Below are 13,322 nucleotides of genomic sequence, written 5' to 3' on the forward strand. Positions count from 1 at the left end.
AACGAGGCATGTTGGGCCAAGGATGGCCCGTCTTGCCGACCCTCGGAGCGGCGCCGGAGCGAGGGGAGTTGAGCGCAGCGAAACCCGGATGTCGGACGCACTTTCTCTTTGGTTACTTTCTCTTTTGCGCGAGCCAACGTAGCGCAGCGAAGTAACAGCCGCAGGCTGGCCCGAAGGGTGAGCGAAGCGAATCAAGAGAAAGTAACTCGCCGAGGGGCGAAGCCAGTAAATAAAGTCGATGAAAGTGCGGCGGGGAAACTCAGCTCCGCAGGCCAACAGCCCATCCTAATAGCTAATGTACGGTGCGGTGAATTACCCGGGTTTCACCTGCCCTATCGGACTGCGCTCAACCCAGACTACGAGCCGTGATGTCGTTTTGATGTTGCAATTTGCGACGAGCGTCATATGATCGCCGCGCTCCGCATGAAGCGGAGCTGGGAAAACACAGAATTAAATCAAGGAAGCGTTATCCATGCGTACTCTAAAACTCGGCAAAACCCTCTTGGCCAGCATCGCGGCCTTCACTCTGAGTGGTTGTGCTTCCATCGTTAGCGACTCTGAATACCCAGTCAATTTTAGCAGCGCCCCGGAAGGTGCCAGCTTCACGGTACAAAACCGTGCAGGCCAGACCATCCACACTGGCACCACCCCCGCTACCGTGACGCTGAAATCGGGCGCCGGCTATTTCAAAGGGGAAACTTACTCCATCGCTTTTCACAAAGATGGATTCGACGATCAAAAAGTGGAGCTCAATACCAGCGTGAACGGATGGTATTGGGGCAACATCGTCTTTGGTGGCCTGATCGGCATGCTGGCAGTCGACCCTGCCACGGGCGCTATGTACCGACTGCCTGAAACTGCACAAGCCACTCTACCTCCGGTTGCTGCCGCTGCCGCTGCAGGTACAGCATCCGGTCTGCAAATCGTGGCATTCGACCAAGTTCCAGAATCTATTCGTAACCAGTTGGTTCGCATTAACTAAGCGACCGGACTGCAAGAAAAGAGACCCGTGCCAAAAGCGCGGGTTTTCTTTATCTGTTGCTTATGCCGCACCCTGCGCTGCGCGGTCGGCAATCAGTCATATAGGACGGGTAAAAAAACCACACCGCTGTTCGCTCTGACGTTTCTGCTCAGGCCTCACCCACGCCATCCCCCACCTCTCTAGTTGGCTCATTAGATTGCAGAAGCTATGCTAGCTCGCATCTTAATGGAATATGACTATGACCCTCACCGAGCTGCGTTACATCGTTACCCTTGCCCAAGAGCGGCACTTTGGCCGGGCGGCTGAGCGTTGCCATGTCAGCCAGCCGACCCTGTCGGTGGGGGTGAAGAAGCTCGAAGATGAGCTTGGGGTGATGATTTTTGAGCGCAGCAAGAGCGCGGTGCGCCTGACGCCGGTGGGTGAAGGCATAGTGGTGCAGGCGCAGAAGGTGCTGGAGCAGGCCCAGGGTATTCGCGAGTTGGCACAGGTGGGCAAGAACCAGCTGGTGGCGCCGCTACGGGTGGGCGCCATCTATACCGTGGGGCCTTATCTGTTCCCGCATTTGATCCCGCAGTTGCACCAGGTCGCGCCGCAGATGCCGTTGTATATCGAAGAGAACTTCACCCATGTGCTGCGCGACAAGCTGCGCAATGGCGAGCTGGATGCGATCATCATCGCGCTGCCGTTTCTCGAAGCCGATGTGCTGACCAAGACCCTGTATGACGAGCCTTTCTATGTGTTGATGCCGGCCGATCACCCCTGGACGGCGAAGACCAGCATCGACAGCGCCCTGCTCAACGACAAGAGCCTGCTGCTGCTGGGCGAGGGCCATTGCTTTCGCGATCAGGTGCTGGAGGCCTGCCCGACGGTGCGCAAGGGCGACGAGCTGCACACTACGGTGGAATCCAGCTCGCTGGAAACCATCCGCCATATGGTCGCCTCGGGTCTGGGCATCTCGGTGCTGCCATTCTCGGCGGTGGACAGCCATCACTACGCGCCGGGCATCATCGCGGTGCGGCCGCTAAGTCCGCCGGTGCCGTATCGCAGCATCGCGATTGCCTGGCGTGCCAGCTTCCCGCGCCCGCAGGCGATTGATGTGCTGGCCGACTCGATCCGCCTGTGTTCGGTGGCGCGCCCGCAAGGCAGCGGCGCCCCGGCATGACGACACTGTCGCACATCCCGGTCACCGAGCTGAAAGGCGTCGGCGCGGCGCTGGCCGAGAAGCTGGCGCGGGTCGGGCTGGAAACCCTGCAGGACATTCTCTTTCACCTGCCGCTGCGCTATCAGGATCGCACCCGCTGCGTGCCGATTGGCGCGCTGCGGCCGGGGCAAGATGCGGTGGTCGAAGGCGTGGTGGCCGGCGCCGATGTGCTGATGGGTCGGCGGCGCAGTTTGCTGGTGCGCCTGAGCGATGGCACGGGCACCCTGAGCCTGCGTTTCTATCATTTTAGTACGGCGCAAAAAGACGCCCTCAAGCGTGGCACCCATCTGCGCTGCTACGGCGAGGCGCGACCCGGTGCCTCGGGGCTGGAAATCTATCACCCGGAATACCGCGCCCTGACCGACAACGAGCCGGCGGCGCTGGAACAGACCCTCACGCCGATTTACCCGAGCACCGAAGGCCTGACCCAGCAACGCCTGCGCCAGCTCAGCGAACAGGCACTGGCGCGTCTGGGCCCGCACAGCTTGCCCGACTGGTTGCCGGCGGCAATCGCCCGCGAATATCAACTAAGTCCCCTCGACCAGGCCTTGCGTTACCTGCACCGGCCACCACCGGATGCAGACCAAGAGGAACTGGCCGAGGGCCGCCATTGGGCCCAGCATCGGCTGGCGTTCGAGGAGTTACTGACCCATCAATTGTCGATGCAGCGCCTGCGCGAAAGCCTGCGGGCGCAACACGCGCCGCCGCTGCCCAAGAGCCAGCAATTGACCAGGCAGTTTTTGGCCAATTTGGGCTTCCCGCCGACCGGCGCACAGCAGCGGGTCGGCGCGGAAATCGCCTACGACCTGAGCCAGTCCGAGCCGATGCTGCGTTTGCTGCAGGGTGATGTCGGCGCCGGTAAAACCGTGGTCGCCGCCCTGGCCGCCTTGCAGGCGCTGGAGAGTGGTTATCAGGTGGCGCTGATGGCGCCGACTGAGATTCTCGCCGAGCAGCATTTCATCAGCTTCCAGCGCTGGCTTGCGCCACTGGGCATCGAGGTGGCGTGGCTGGCCGGCAAGCTCAAGGGCAAGGCCCGCACCAGCGCCCTGGCACAAATTGCCGGCGGCACGCCCATGGTGGTGGGCACCCATGCGCTGTTTCAGGAGGAAGTGCAGTTTGCCAAGTTAGCGCTGGTGATCATCGACGAGCAGCATCGTTTCGGCGTGCAACAGCGGCTGGCCCTGCGCAAGAAGGGCGTCGAGGGCCGCTTGTGTCCGCATCAGCTGATCATGACCGCCACGCCTATTCCACGGACCCTGGCGATGAGCGCTTACGCCGACCTCGACACCTCGATCCTCGACGAACTGCCGCCGGGGCGCACGCCGGTGAATACCCTGCTGATTGCCGATAGCCGGCGCATCGAGGTCATCGAGCGGGTGCGCTCGGCCTGTCACGAAGGGCGCCAGGCCTACTGGGTCTGCACCCTGATTGAGGAGTCGGAAGAGCTGACCTGCCAGGCGGCGGAATCCGCCTATGAGGACCTATCGGCGGCCCTCGGCGGCCTGCATGTGGGGCTGATTCACGGGCGCATGAAGGCGGCGGAAAAAGCCGCGGTGATGGCGCAGTTCAAACAGGGTCAGCTGCAATTGCTGGTGGCTACCACCGTGATCGAAGTGGGCGTCGACGTGCCGAATGCCAGCCTGATGATTATCGAAAATCCCGAGCGCCTCGGCCTCTCGCAACTGCACCAATTGCGCGGCCGGGTGGGTCGGGGCAGCGCCGCCAGTCACTGCCTGCTGCTCTATCACCCACCGCTGTCGCAACTCGGTCGGCAACGCTTGGGCATCATGCGCGAGACCAACGACGGTTTTATCATCGCCGAGAAAGACCTGGAGCTGCGCGGCCCCGGCGAGATGCTCGGCACCCGCCAGACCGGCTTGCTGCAATTTAAAGTGGCCGACCTGCTGCGCGACGCCGACCTGTTGCCGGCGGTGCGCGACGCCGCGCAACACTTGCTGGCCGACTGGCCGCAACATGTCAGCCCATTGCTGGAGCGCTGGTTGCGCCACGGCCAGCAATACGGTCAGGTCTGACGATCAATCCGCCAACCTCGCCAGTGCTGGTTATACTGCAAGTAGAACAGGCCGTATAACCTGTGCGCCGTCGTTTTCAGCGCGCCTGAGCAGCCCCTTAGCAGGACCAAAATATGACTCAAGTCGCCGCCATCGTTGCAACCGACAACCTGCAGCCACCCACCATCATCGTGCAGCTGCTGGAAAAACTCGCGCTGCCTTACCAAGTTTGCCTCGAACAACCGGGCTTGGCACCAGCGCAACGGGTGCAAGCGGTGCTGCTGGAAGATGAGCTGGGCGCGCTGCTGGTGCTCTACCCGCAGAGCCAACTGCTCGACCTCAGCCGGCTGGCCGAACTGACCGGACGCAAGCTAATCGCGGTCAAGCCCGAGCGCCTGGAGCGCATGCTCGGCAAGCATAAGCTGGCGCAACTGCCGGGCCTGCCGGCGCTGACCAGCTCGCCCTGCCTGTATGAAGAACGCTTGCTGCAAGAGTCGACGCTGCTGATCGAGTCCGGCCAGCCCGGCGTGCTGCTGGCGATCCCCAGCGAAGCCTTTCGCGGCCTGCTGAGCAAAGCCAGCACCGCGCGCTTTGGCGAGCTACTGAGCCAGATTCAGCCGAACCTTAATCGCCCCGACGATGACCGCGCGGAAATCAGCCAAGCGGTGCAAGCCTTCACCGCCCGGCGCATTCAGCAGCGCCTGGAAGAAACCATCGAGATTCCACCGCTGCCGGAAACCGCGCAACGCATCATCAAGCTGCGGGTTGACCCGGACGCCACCGTCGATGACATCACCGGCGTGGTCGAAACCGACCCGGCGCTGGCCGCGCAAGTGGTCAGCTGGGCTGCCTCGCCCTACTACGCGGCGCCGGGCAAAATTCGCTCAGTGGAAGACGCCATAGTCCGGGTGCTGGGCTTCGATCTGGTGATTAACTTGGCGCTGGGCCTGGCCCTGGGCAAGACCCTGAGCCTGCCCAAAGACCAAGCGCAACATTCCACCCCTTACTGGCAACAGGCGATTTACACCGCTGCAGTGATTGAAGGCCTGACCCGCGCCATGCCCCGTGGGCAACGGCCGGAAGCCGGGCTGACCTACCTGGCCGGACTGCTGCATAACTTCGGCTACCTGGTGCTGGCCCATGTGTTCCCGCCGCATTTCTCCCTGATCTGTCGGCATCAGGAGGTTAATCCGCACCTGTCCCACAGCTATATCGAGCAGCACCTGCTGGGCATCACCCGTGAGCAGATCGGCGCCTGGTTGATGCGCTTTTGGGAAATGCCGGAGGAGCTGTCCACCGCCCTGCGCTTTCAGCACGACCCGGACTACCAAGGCCAGCATGCGCCCTACGCTAATCTGGTCTGCCTGGCCGTCAGCCTGCTGCGCAGCCATGGCATCGGCTCGGGGCCCCAGGCGGAAATTTCGGAAGACTTATTTGCCCGTTTGGGCCTGACGCGCGACAAGGCCGAAGAAGCCTTGCACAAGGTGCTCGACGCCGAAGTGGCGCTGCGCGAACTGGCTTCGCAGTTTCATCCGCATCATTAATTGTCGGCTGACCGAACCGCGCACAAACGTAGGGTGGGTTAGGCGCATGACCTCGGGTTATCTGCTGATGCTTAGTTCAGTTGCGCCGTAACCCACCAGATGGGGCAGGCCGATCACCGCTTGGTGGGTTACGTGGCGCACACATTGCGCAGTTGATGTTCTGACCCTGCTCTGCGCCACTAACCCACCCTACAAAAGCTGCGTGCAATAGGTAACTGCTACATAGCCCTATTTGAGCGCAGCCCGGCGGGCGGCAAAGACCTTGGGCAAGGCCTGTACGCTGGCCTTCAGCAAGGCTTTAACCGGCTCTTGTTCATAGAGTGCGGCGTATTCGGCCAGTTGCGCGCTGGGCGTCTGCCGGTAGGCGAACAACATAAATGACTGCACGCCTTGCTGGCTGGACTCGCGCAGGGCGTCCCGTTGCGCGGTGGTTTTGCTGCTGAGGGTGGCTTCATCGATGCTGCCGCCTTGGGCCTTAAGCGCCAGCAAGGCTTGGGTCTTGCCCACCTCATATCGCAGCAAAGCGGCTAATGCGGTGGTTTGCGCGGCGCTGTCCAAGCGCTGCACCAGGGCCAGACGATCGGCCCGCGGCGGGCGACTGCTGAGTTGCTCGCGGTAGCTGGCCAGCTCTGCTTCGTTCGCCCCCACCGCTCGTTCCGCCGCCGTGAAGTGCTGCGCCAGCGGGCTTTCCAGCAGCGCTTGGGCTTGCTGTAAGTGCTTGACGCTGAACTGCGGGGCCAGTTGCTTGGCTAAGTCCAGGCACAGCGTCTCGGCTGCAAAGACCTTGGCCAGCGCCGCCTGTTGTGCATCGGGCAAACCACGCAGCAGCAGCGGCGCGGTTTGCTCGCACAACAGGCCGATACCGGCCAACTCAAACACCTTGTTAAAGGCTTGTGGCGACGGCGTTTGCGCCCACGCCAAAGTGGCGGCCAGCAATAACGGCAGAGCAATTAAAAAACGCATGGGGGGCATGTCCAAGGTGACTCTTTGCAGCCTAGTCAATCAGCCTACGCCCGACCAGCGGGCTCAGCTGAACAGACCGCGTGAAAACTACTGCGCTCGGTTATGCGGCTTTTTTCGCGCTGCTTTTCTTCTTCGGCATCAGGTACTTCATCAGGCCCTGAAACCACATCACCAGCGCTGGGTTGCCCTGGATCTGGATCTCTTTGTTCTGGATGCCCTGCATAAAGGCCAGCTGCTTGTTCTTGGCGGTCATGGTGGCGTAACCATAGGCGGCATCTTTAAACCCCAGGGCAAAGGCCGGCTCTTTGGCCGGTCCGCTGTGGCTGGTGATGCGCTGGTCTTTGACGATGAAGTGGCGAGCAACCTTGCCGTCGAGGGTGTGCAGTTGAAACTGCATGTCGCGGTCAACCAGTTGCTGCTGGAAAACGGTATTTTTGTGGCTGGCCTTGGTCATCAGGCGACCCAGCATCCACAGCAGGAAACGAAATTTCATCGGCGCAGCCTCGAGCAAAGGGGAGTGAAACGGCGGCGCATTGTAGCGTTTTTGCTCGAGAGGCGGTCAGCCTAAAGTTGGGTTGTCCGGGGCCTGCCGGCCCCGGACAAGCACTCAGTTAACTGAGTCTTTCAGCGCTTTACCCGGCTTAAAGGCCACGGTGTTGCTGGCTTTGATGGTTACCGGCTCGCCGGTTTGCGGGTTTTTACCCGTGCGTGCACCGCGATGGCGCTGCACGAAAGTGCCGAAACCAACCAGGGTGACACTGTCTTTACGGCCCAGTGCAGTGGAGATTTCGTCGAGTATGGAGTTGAGCACGCGAGCAGCTTGATCTTTGGTCAGATCAGCCTGTTCTGCGATGGCGGCGGCGAGTTCAGGTTTACGCATAAAAGCCTCTTTGTAGACGGTTTATTGTTGTTGTGTCCGTGCGGTTCTTCCCGAACCGCGACCAAGGCGCCGCAGCAGCTCTACGTTGCGGCAGACCCCGGGAGAATGGCATGCGTCTGTCACTGGCGCCAGTCTTGTCCGACACTTCAGCGCGGCATAGACACCGCTAAACCGACAAAAGGCCCGGCATTTACGCCAACAGTGCTGGCAGCTCGCGGTTGAGCGCCAGTTTTTCCTGCACGGCAGTACCGGTTAACGCATAACCGAGCAGGCGCCCTTCGGCGTCGCGGCACAGCGCCTTGATGTCTTGGCCGCTGCCCGCCACCGTCCATTCGCCGGCCACACCGCGCGGTGGCGGCGAGACCACCAAGGGGCACACCGGGGTTTTTACCGTCACCGGCATCGGCCCGTAACTGACGGCCGTCGGCTTGCCCGCCAGGGTTTGCGCCAGAGCGCGGGCGCAGGCCATCAGTGGCATGACATAGAGCAGGTTGAGGCCGTCGACCTCGGCGCAATCGCCCAGGGCGAAGATGTTGGCGTGGGAGGTCTGCAACTGCCGATCCACCACCACCCCGCGATTAACCGCGAGGCCCGCCGCCGCTGCCAAGTCGATCCGTGGGCGCAAGCCGATGGCCGACAGCACCAGGTCGCAGGCGACTTGAGTGCCATCCGACAGATGCGCCTGCAAGCCGTCGTCGCTGTGCTGCAAGCTGGTCAGCACCGGGCCGAGGTGAAAGCGTGCGCCGAGGCTTTCCAGCCCCGCCTGTACCGCAGCGGCGGCGGCCGGATGGAGCAAGCCAGGCATCACCTGTTCGCACGGCGCCACCAGCTCAACGCTGTAGCCACCGAGGCTGAGGTCGTTGGCAAACTCGCAACCGATCAAGCCGGCGCCGAGCAGCAGCACGCGCTTCTTACCGGCGGCGGCAGCGCGAAAGCGTGCGTAGTCTTCCAGGTCATTGATCGGGAACACCGCGTCTTGCGCATCGCCCGCCACCGGCACGCGGATCACCTCGGCGCCCCAGGCCAGAATCAGGTCGCGATAGGCCACCGCTTCGTCGCCAATCCACAACTGCCGATGGCCCGGATCTATGCCGCTGATGCGCGTATGGGTGCGAATCTCGGCATTCAGCTGCTCGGCCATGGCACCGACCTCGGCCATGCTCAGGCCGTCGGCATCCTTGTTTTTGCCAAATCCGGTGGACAGCATCGGCTTGGAGTATGAGCGGCCGTCATCGGCGGTAATCAGCAGCAGCGGCGTTTGCGCATCCAGCTTGCGAAACTCCTTGGCCAGGTTGTAACCGGCCAGGCCGGTGCCAATTATCACCACGGGTGCGCTCATAAAAACTCCACAAATAAAAATAAGGCGGCCACTCGGCCGCCATTTAACTCACTGCGCTAGCCTGCTCGCCAGCCGCTTAATCAGCAGCCCATCGCGACCTACCAGCAGCTGTTTATTAGTTGATTTCGATCATCTCGAAATCCAACTTGCCGACGCCGCAGTCTGGGCACAGCCAATCCGCGGGCACGTCTTCCCAGCGGGTACCGGCAACAATGCCGTCGTCCGGCCAGCCCATCGACTCGTCATAGATCAGTCCACAGACCACACATTGCCACTTCTTCATTTACTGCAACCTCAGCACACTTAAAATTGTCGGACAATTATTAGACACGACTCAGGCCGCTTTGTACTGACTGGCACGCTCAGAAGCAAGTGCCAGCGATCCGCCCAACCTTTGGCCGGGGGGCCAGGCCGACTCGCCGGGCGTGTTAAGCTGGGCCCATTATTCGCCTGCCAGTTACCACCAATGCCTACTGCCACGCCGTCTGCAGCCAATCCCGCAACAGCCCATTGGCTCAGCGCCAGCCAACTGCCCGCACCGCCCAGTGCCCAGCAGTGCGACTGGCTGTTCGATCAAGGCTCGCTGACCCGCCGCCTGACCGAATTGGCTGACGAACAATTTAGCGTGCTGCCCTTGCTGGAAGGCTGGCAAGCACTGCGCAGCGATGAGTGCCTGGCCCTCAAGGTGCCCGAAGGCAGCCAGGGTTGGGTGCGCGAGGTGTATTTGCGCGGCCATGGTCAGCCCTGGGTATTTGCCCGCAGCGTCGCGGCCCGCAGTGCGCTGGAAGGCTCCGGGCTGGACTTGGCGCACCTGGGCAATCGCTCCCTGGGCGAGTTGCTGTTCAGCGATCAGGCCTTTGTGCGCGGCCCGCTGCAAGCCTGTCACTACCCCGCCGCCTGGTTGCCCAGCGCGGTGCGCAGCGAGCAACTCTGGGCCCGCCGCTCAGGCTTCAGCCGGGGTGCCCTGGCGCTGTTGGTGGTAGAAGTGTTTCTGCCCAGCCTCTGGCAGCATGTGGCGGGCCGCGCCACCCTGAACCCATAGAGAATTCGCGCAGTTTGCCCGGAGCCTGTCGATGTACCAACGCCTACTGAAAAACCTCAATCGCCTGCACCCGCGCGCCTGGGACTTTATCCAGCTGATGCGCCTGGACAAGCCCATCGGCATTTACCTGCTACTGTGGCCGACCCTCTGGGCGCTGTGGATCGCCGCCAAGGGCGTGCCGAGCGTGGCCAATCTGCTGATCTTCGTGTTCGGGGTGATCTTGATGCGCAGCGCCGGTTGCGTGATCAACGACTACGCCGACCGCAACTTCGATGGCCACGTTAAGCGCACCGAGGCCCGGCCGCTGGCCAGTGGCAAAGTGCAACCGCGCGAGGCCTTAGTGTTGTTCGGCGTGCTGCTGGCCGTCAGCTTTGCCTTGGTGTTGTGCACCAACAGCAGCACTGTTTGGCTGTCGTTCGGCGCAGTAGCGCTGGCCGCCTGCTACCCCTTTATGAAGCGCTACACCTACTACCCCCAGGTGGTCTTGGGGGCGGCGTTCTCCTGGGGCATACCCATGGCCTTTACCGCGCAAACCGGCGAATTACCGGCCACACTCTGGTTGCTGTACCTGGCCAATTTGCTGTGGACGGTGGCCTACGACACTTACTACGCGATGGTCGACCGCGACGACGACCTCAAGGTCGGGGTCAAATCCACCGCCATTCTGTTTGGCGACGCCGACCGCTTAATCATCGGCGGCCTGCAAGGCTTGGCGCTGCTGTGTCTGCTGTTGGCCGGCGCGCGCTTCGAGCTAGGCGCCTACTACCACCTGGGCCTGGCCGTGGCCGCCGGTTGCTTTGCCTGGCAACTGTGGAGCACCCGTTCACGGGACCCGCAGGCCTGCTTCGCGGCGTTTTTGCACAACCACTGGGCTGGGTTGGCGATCTTCCTCGGCATAGTCGCCGACTACGGGTTGCGTTGACTCCCCACTCCCTACTCCCCACTTACCACTTCCCACGCCCACTCCCCACCTTACGACTGCAGCTACATGTAACATCACTGCAATAATTTCGTTATCTAATGCGAGCTAAGACAGCGAATGACCCGAGGTTTGATCCATGGCTGGCAAGAACATTCTGATCGTTGATGACGAAGCGCCGATTCGCGAAATGATCGCGGTGGCGCTGGAGATGGCCGGTTACAACTGCCTGGAAGCAGAAAACGCGCAGCAGGCTCACGCCATTATTGTCGACCATCAACCCGACCTGATTTTGCTCGACTGGATGCTGCCCGGCACCTCCGGCATTGAGCTGGCTCGACGGCTTAAGCGCGAAGAAATGACGGTGAATATCCCGATCATCATGCTCACCGCCAAAGGCGAAGAAGACAACAAGATCCAGGGCCTGGAAGTCGGCGCCGACGATTACATCACCAAACCCTTCTCACCCCGTGAGTTGGTTGCGCGCTTAAAAGCCGTGCTGCGCCGTGCCGGCGTCAGCGACAACGAAACCCCAATCGAAATCGGCGGCCTGCTGCTCGACCCGATCAGCCATCGCGTCACCATCGACGGCAAGCCCGCCGAGATCGGCCCGACCGAATACCGCCTGCTGCAATTTTTTATGACCCACCAAGAACGCGCCTACACCCGTGGCCAGCTGCTCGATCAGGTCTGGGGCGGCAACGTCTATGTTGAGGAACGCACCGTCGACGTACACATCCGCCGGCTGCGCAAAGCCCTCGGCGAGGTGTACGAAAACCTGGTGCAAACCGTGCGCGGCACCGGCTATAGATTCTCGACAAAAAGCTAACGACTCGCTCAAGATTGTCACCTGCACCAGCCTGTTGGTTTAACCACAGGCTCGGCACAAAACCCGCAAGCAGTCATAATCAGTGTCTAATCTGCGTTCTATTCGTATCAGTACGCCTGCCATGGACATCCCCAACACGTGAATTACAACTGGCGCGGCGCTGTTATTCGCCGTCTGTTATTGCTCGTCAGCGTCTGCCTGCTGATCGGTTTCCTCAGCGGCTACTACGCCTGGGCGCTGGTGCTCGGCCTGAGCCTGTACCTGGGCTGGAACCTCAATCAACTGCAACGCCTGCACGCCTGGCTCAAGCAACATCAGGCCGATGAATCACCGCCGGATGGTTACGGTCTGTGGGGCGAAATCTTCGACAATATCTACCATCTGCAACGCCGCGACCAACGGGCCCGTGGCCGTTTGCAGGCGGTAATTGATCGCTTTCAGGAATCTACCGCGGCACTTAAAGACGCGGTGATCATGCTCGACCGCGACGGTAACTTGGAGTGGTGGAACCTCGCGGCGGAAACCCTGCTGGGCCTGAAAAGCCCGCAAGACAGCGGCCAGTCGATTGGCAATCTGGTGCGCCATCCGCGCTTTAAAGAGTATTTCGAGCAAGGCAAATACAACGAACCGCTGGAGCTGCCGTCGCCGATCAATGATCGCCTGCGGGTGAATTTTCAGATCACCCGCTATGGCAACGACGACCACCTGATGCTGGTGCGCGACGTCACCCGCGTGCATCAGCTGGAGCAGATGCGTAAAGACTTTATCGCCAACGTCTCCCACGAACTGCGCACGCCGCTGACGGTGATTGCCGGCTATCTGGAAACCCTGCTCGATAACGTCGAGGAAGTGAATCCGCGCTGGCGCCGTGCCCTGCAACAGATGCAACAGCAAGACCGGCGCATGCAGACACTGCTTAACGACCTGCTGATGCTGGCCAAACTGGAAGCCACCGATTACCCGGCCGACAACCAGCCGGTCTCGGTAGATTTACTCTTGCTGTCGATCCAAGCCGATGCCCAGGCCCTGTCCAGCACCCGCCAGCACCGCATCAGCCTGGACGCCGATGCCACGCTGCAGCTCAAAGGCAGCGAGGCCGAGTTGCGCAGCGCCTTTTCTAACCTGGTGTTTAACGCGGTCAAGTACACCCCCGACGAGGGCAGTATTCAGATCCGCTGGTGGAGCGACGCCGCCGGTGCGCACCTGAGCGTGCAAGACAGCGGGCTGGGCATTGAAGCCAAGCATCTGCCGCGCCTGACCGAGCGCTTCTATCGGGTTGACTCCAGCCGCAACGCCAGCACCGGCGGCACCGGCCTGGGGCTGGCAATCGTCAAACACGTACTGATGCGCCACCGCGCCCGCCTGGAAATCAGCAGCGTAGTCGGCAAAGGCAGCACCTTTACCTGCCACTTCGCCCCCCAGCAAATCGTCAGCCGCTGAGCACCGCGCCCCCTCAGTGCTGGGCAATTAGCGCCTCAACGGCTAGGCTAGTCATCTGGCCGCCAGCGCTGTGCCGCCCTCACTTGCCTGGAACTATCGAACCACCGCTATAAATGGCAGCCTTCCCCGAAGGTCTTCCCTACACTCTATAACCCGGAACTATCGAATCAC

General features: G+C 61.5%; 12 protein-coding genes and 1 pseudogene. 8 read left to right on the top strand and 5 right to left on the bottom strand.

What is annotated here, in order from left to right:
- Window positions 1-472: 472 nt before the first annotated feature.
- The 4 genes from Q8R10_RS11075 to Q8R10_RS11090 all read left to right on the top strand — a co-directional run bounded on the left by Q8R10_RS11075 (window position 473) and on the right by Q8R10_RS11090 (window position 5,739).
- A complete protein-coding gene (locus Q8R10_RS11075) occupies window positions 473-982 on the top strand; it encodes a hypothetical protein (protein WP_305653740.1) in 510 nt (169 codons plus the stop codon).
- A 238-nt stretch (window positions 983-1,220) separates the two neighbouring features.
- The gene (locus Q8R10_RS11080) at window positions 1,221-2,144 is read left to right on the top strand and encodes a hydrogen peroxide-inducible genes activator (RefSeq protein WP_305653742.1); all 924 of its coding nucleotides are present in this window, start codon (window positions 1,221-1,223) and stop codon (window positions 2,142-2,144) included.
- Window positions 2,141-4,216: an ATP-dependent DNA helicase RecG gene (recG, locus tag Q8R10_RS11085; protein ID WP_305653744.1), complete on the top strand. Its 2,076-nt coding sequence runs from the start codon at window positions 2,141-2,143 to the stop codon at window positions 4,214-4,216. Before Q8R10_RS11080 ends, recG begins: the two co-directional genes overlap by 4 nt.
- 113 nt (window positions 4,217-4,329) lie before the next feature.
- Window positions 4,330-5,739, top strand: a complete 1,410-nt coding sequence (locus Q8R10_RS11090) for an aminoacyl-tRNA deacylase and HDOD domain-containing protein (protein ID WP_305653745.1) — start codon at window positions 4,330-4,332, stop codon at window positions 5,737-5,739.
- A 228-nt stretch (window positions 5,740-5,967) separates the two neighbouring features.
- Here the strand turns inward: Q8R10_RS11090 and Q8R10_RS11095 are convergent, their stop codons facing one another.
- The 5 genes from Q8R10_RS11095 to Q8R10_RS11115 form a co-directional block, all read right to left on the bottom strand.
- Complete coding sequence (locus Q8R10_RS11095; protein WP_305653746.1) at window positions 5,968-6,702, bottom strand: hypothetical protein; 735 nt, start codon at window positions 6,700-6,702, stop codon at window positions 5,968-5,970.
- A gap of 100 nt (window positions 6,703-6,802) precedes the next feature.
- Window positions 6,803-7,195 carry an SCP2 sterol-binding domain-containing protein gene (locus tag Q8R10_RS11100; protein ID WP_305653747.1) on the bottom strand — a complete coding sequence of 131 codons (393 nt, stop codon included), beginning with the start codon at window positions 7,193-7,195 and terminating at the stop codon, window positions 6,803-6,805.
- Window positions 7,196-7,309: 114 nt separating this feature from the next.
- A complete protein-coding gene (locus Q8R10_RS11105; protein WP_305653749.1) occupies window positions 7,310-7,582 on the bottom strand; it encodes an HU family DNA-binding protein in 273 nt (90 codons plus the stop codon).
- A 190-nt stretch (window positions 7,583-7,772) separates the two neighbouring features.
- Window positions 7,773-8,921: an NAD(P)/FAD-dependent oxidoreductase gene (locus tag Q8R10_RS11110; RefSeq protein ID WP_305653751.1), complete on the bottom strand. Its 1,149-nt coding sequence runs from the start codon at window positions 8,919-8,921 to the stop codon at window positions 7,773-7,775.
- A 115-nt stretch (window positions 8,922-9,036) separates the two neighbouring features.
- Entirely contained in the window at window positions 9,037-9,204 is a 168-nt protein-coding gene (locus Q8R10_RS11115; RefSeq protein ID WP_305653753.1) for a rubredoxin, read from the bottom strand.
- Window positions 9,205-9,387: 183 nt separating this feature from the next.
- Here Q8R10_RS11115 and Q8R10_RS11120 point away from each other — a divergent pair, with 183 nt between their 5' ends.
- The 4 genes and pseudogenes from Q8R10_RS11120 to phoR all read left to right on the top strand — a co-directional run bounded on the left by Q8R10_RS11120 (window position 9,388) and on the right by phoR (window position 13,182).
- On the top strand, window positions 9,388-9,963 hold the full coding sequence (locus Q8R10_RS11120) for a chorismate lyase (protein ID WP_305653755.1): 576 nt from the start codon (window positions 9,388-9,390) through the stop codon (window positions 9,961-9,963).
- Window positions 9,964-9,994: 31 nt separating this feature from the next.
- A complete protein-coding gene (gene ubiA, locus Q8R10_RS11125; RefSeq protein ID WP_305653757.1) occupies window positions 9,995-10,885 on the top strand; it encodes a 4-hydroxybenzoate octaprenyltransferase in 891 nt (296 codons plus the stop codon).
- Window positions 10,886-11,021: 136 nt separating this feature from the next.
- Window positions 11,022-11,711 carry a phosphate regulon transcriptional regulator PhoB gene (phoB, locus tag Q8R10_RS11130; RefSeq protein ID WP_305653759.1) on the top strand — a complete coding sequence of 230 codons (690 nt, stop codon included), beginning with the start codon at window positions 11,022-11,024 and terminating at the stop codon, window positions 11,709-11,711.
- A gap of 138 nt (window positions 11,712-11,849) precedes the next feature.
- A pseudogene (phoR, locus tag Q8R10_RS11135) lies at window positions 11,850-13,182 on the top strand (phosphate regulon sensor histidine kinase PhoR).
- Window positions 13,183-13,322: the final 140 nt, after the last annotated feature.

Origin of the sequence: Pseudomonas sp. (assembly GCF_030698175.1) — a bacterium.
Lineage (GTDB): Bacteria > Pseudomonadota > Gammaproteobacteria > Pseudomonadales > Pseudomonadaceae > Aquipseudomonas.

Bases quoted from the DNA above. Each gene is read 5' to 3' on its own strand.
- Q8R10_RS11075 (WP_305653740.1), top strand. From the start codon at position 473: ATGCGTACTCTAAAACTCGGCAAAACCCTCTTGGCCAGCATCGCGGCC.
- Q8R10_RS11080 (WP_305653742.1), top strand. From the start codon at position 1,221: ATGACCCTCACCGAGCTGCGTTACATCGTTACCCTTGCCCAAGAGCGG.
- recG (WP_305653744.1), top strand. From the start codon at position 2,141: ATGACGACACTGTCGCACATCCCGGTCACCGAGCTGAAAGGCGTCGGC.
- Q8R10_RS11090 (WP_305653745.1), top strand. From the start codon at position 4,330: ATGACTCAAGTCGCCGCCATCGTTGCAACCGACAACCTGCAGCCACCC.
- Q8R10_RS11095 (WP_305653746.1), bottom strand. From the start codon at position 6,702: ATGCGTTTTTTAATTGCTCTGCCGTTATTGCTGGCCGCCACTTTGGCG.
- Q8R10_RS11100 (WP_305653747.1), bottom strand. From the start codon at position 7,195: ATGAAATTTCGTTTCCTGCTGTGGATGCTGGGTCGCCTGATGACCAAG.
- Q8R10_RS11105 (WP_305653749.1), bottom strand. From the start codon at position 7,582: ATGCGTAAACCTGAACTCGCCGCCGCCATCGCAGAACAGGCTGATCTG.
- Q8R10_RS11110 (WP_305653751.1), bottom strand. From the start codon at position 8,921: ATGAGCGCACCCGTGGTGATAATTGGCACCGGCCTGGCCGGTTACAAC.
- Q8R10_RS11115 (WP_305653753.1), bottom strand. From the start codon at position 9,204: ATGAAGAAGTGGCAATGTGTGGTCTGTGGACTGATCTATGACGAGTCG.
- Q8R10_RS11120 (WP_305653755.1), top strand. From the start codon at position 9,388: ATGCCTACTGCCACGCCGTCTGCAGCCAATCCCGCAACAGCCCATTGG.
- ubiA (WP_305653757.1), top strand. From the start codon at position 9,995: ATGTACCAACGCCTACTGAAAAACCTCAATCGCCTGCACCCGCGCGCC.
- phoB (WP_305653759.1), top strand. From the start codon at position 11,022: ATGGCTGGCAAGAACATTCTGATCGTTGATGACGAAGCGCCGATTCGC.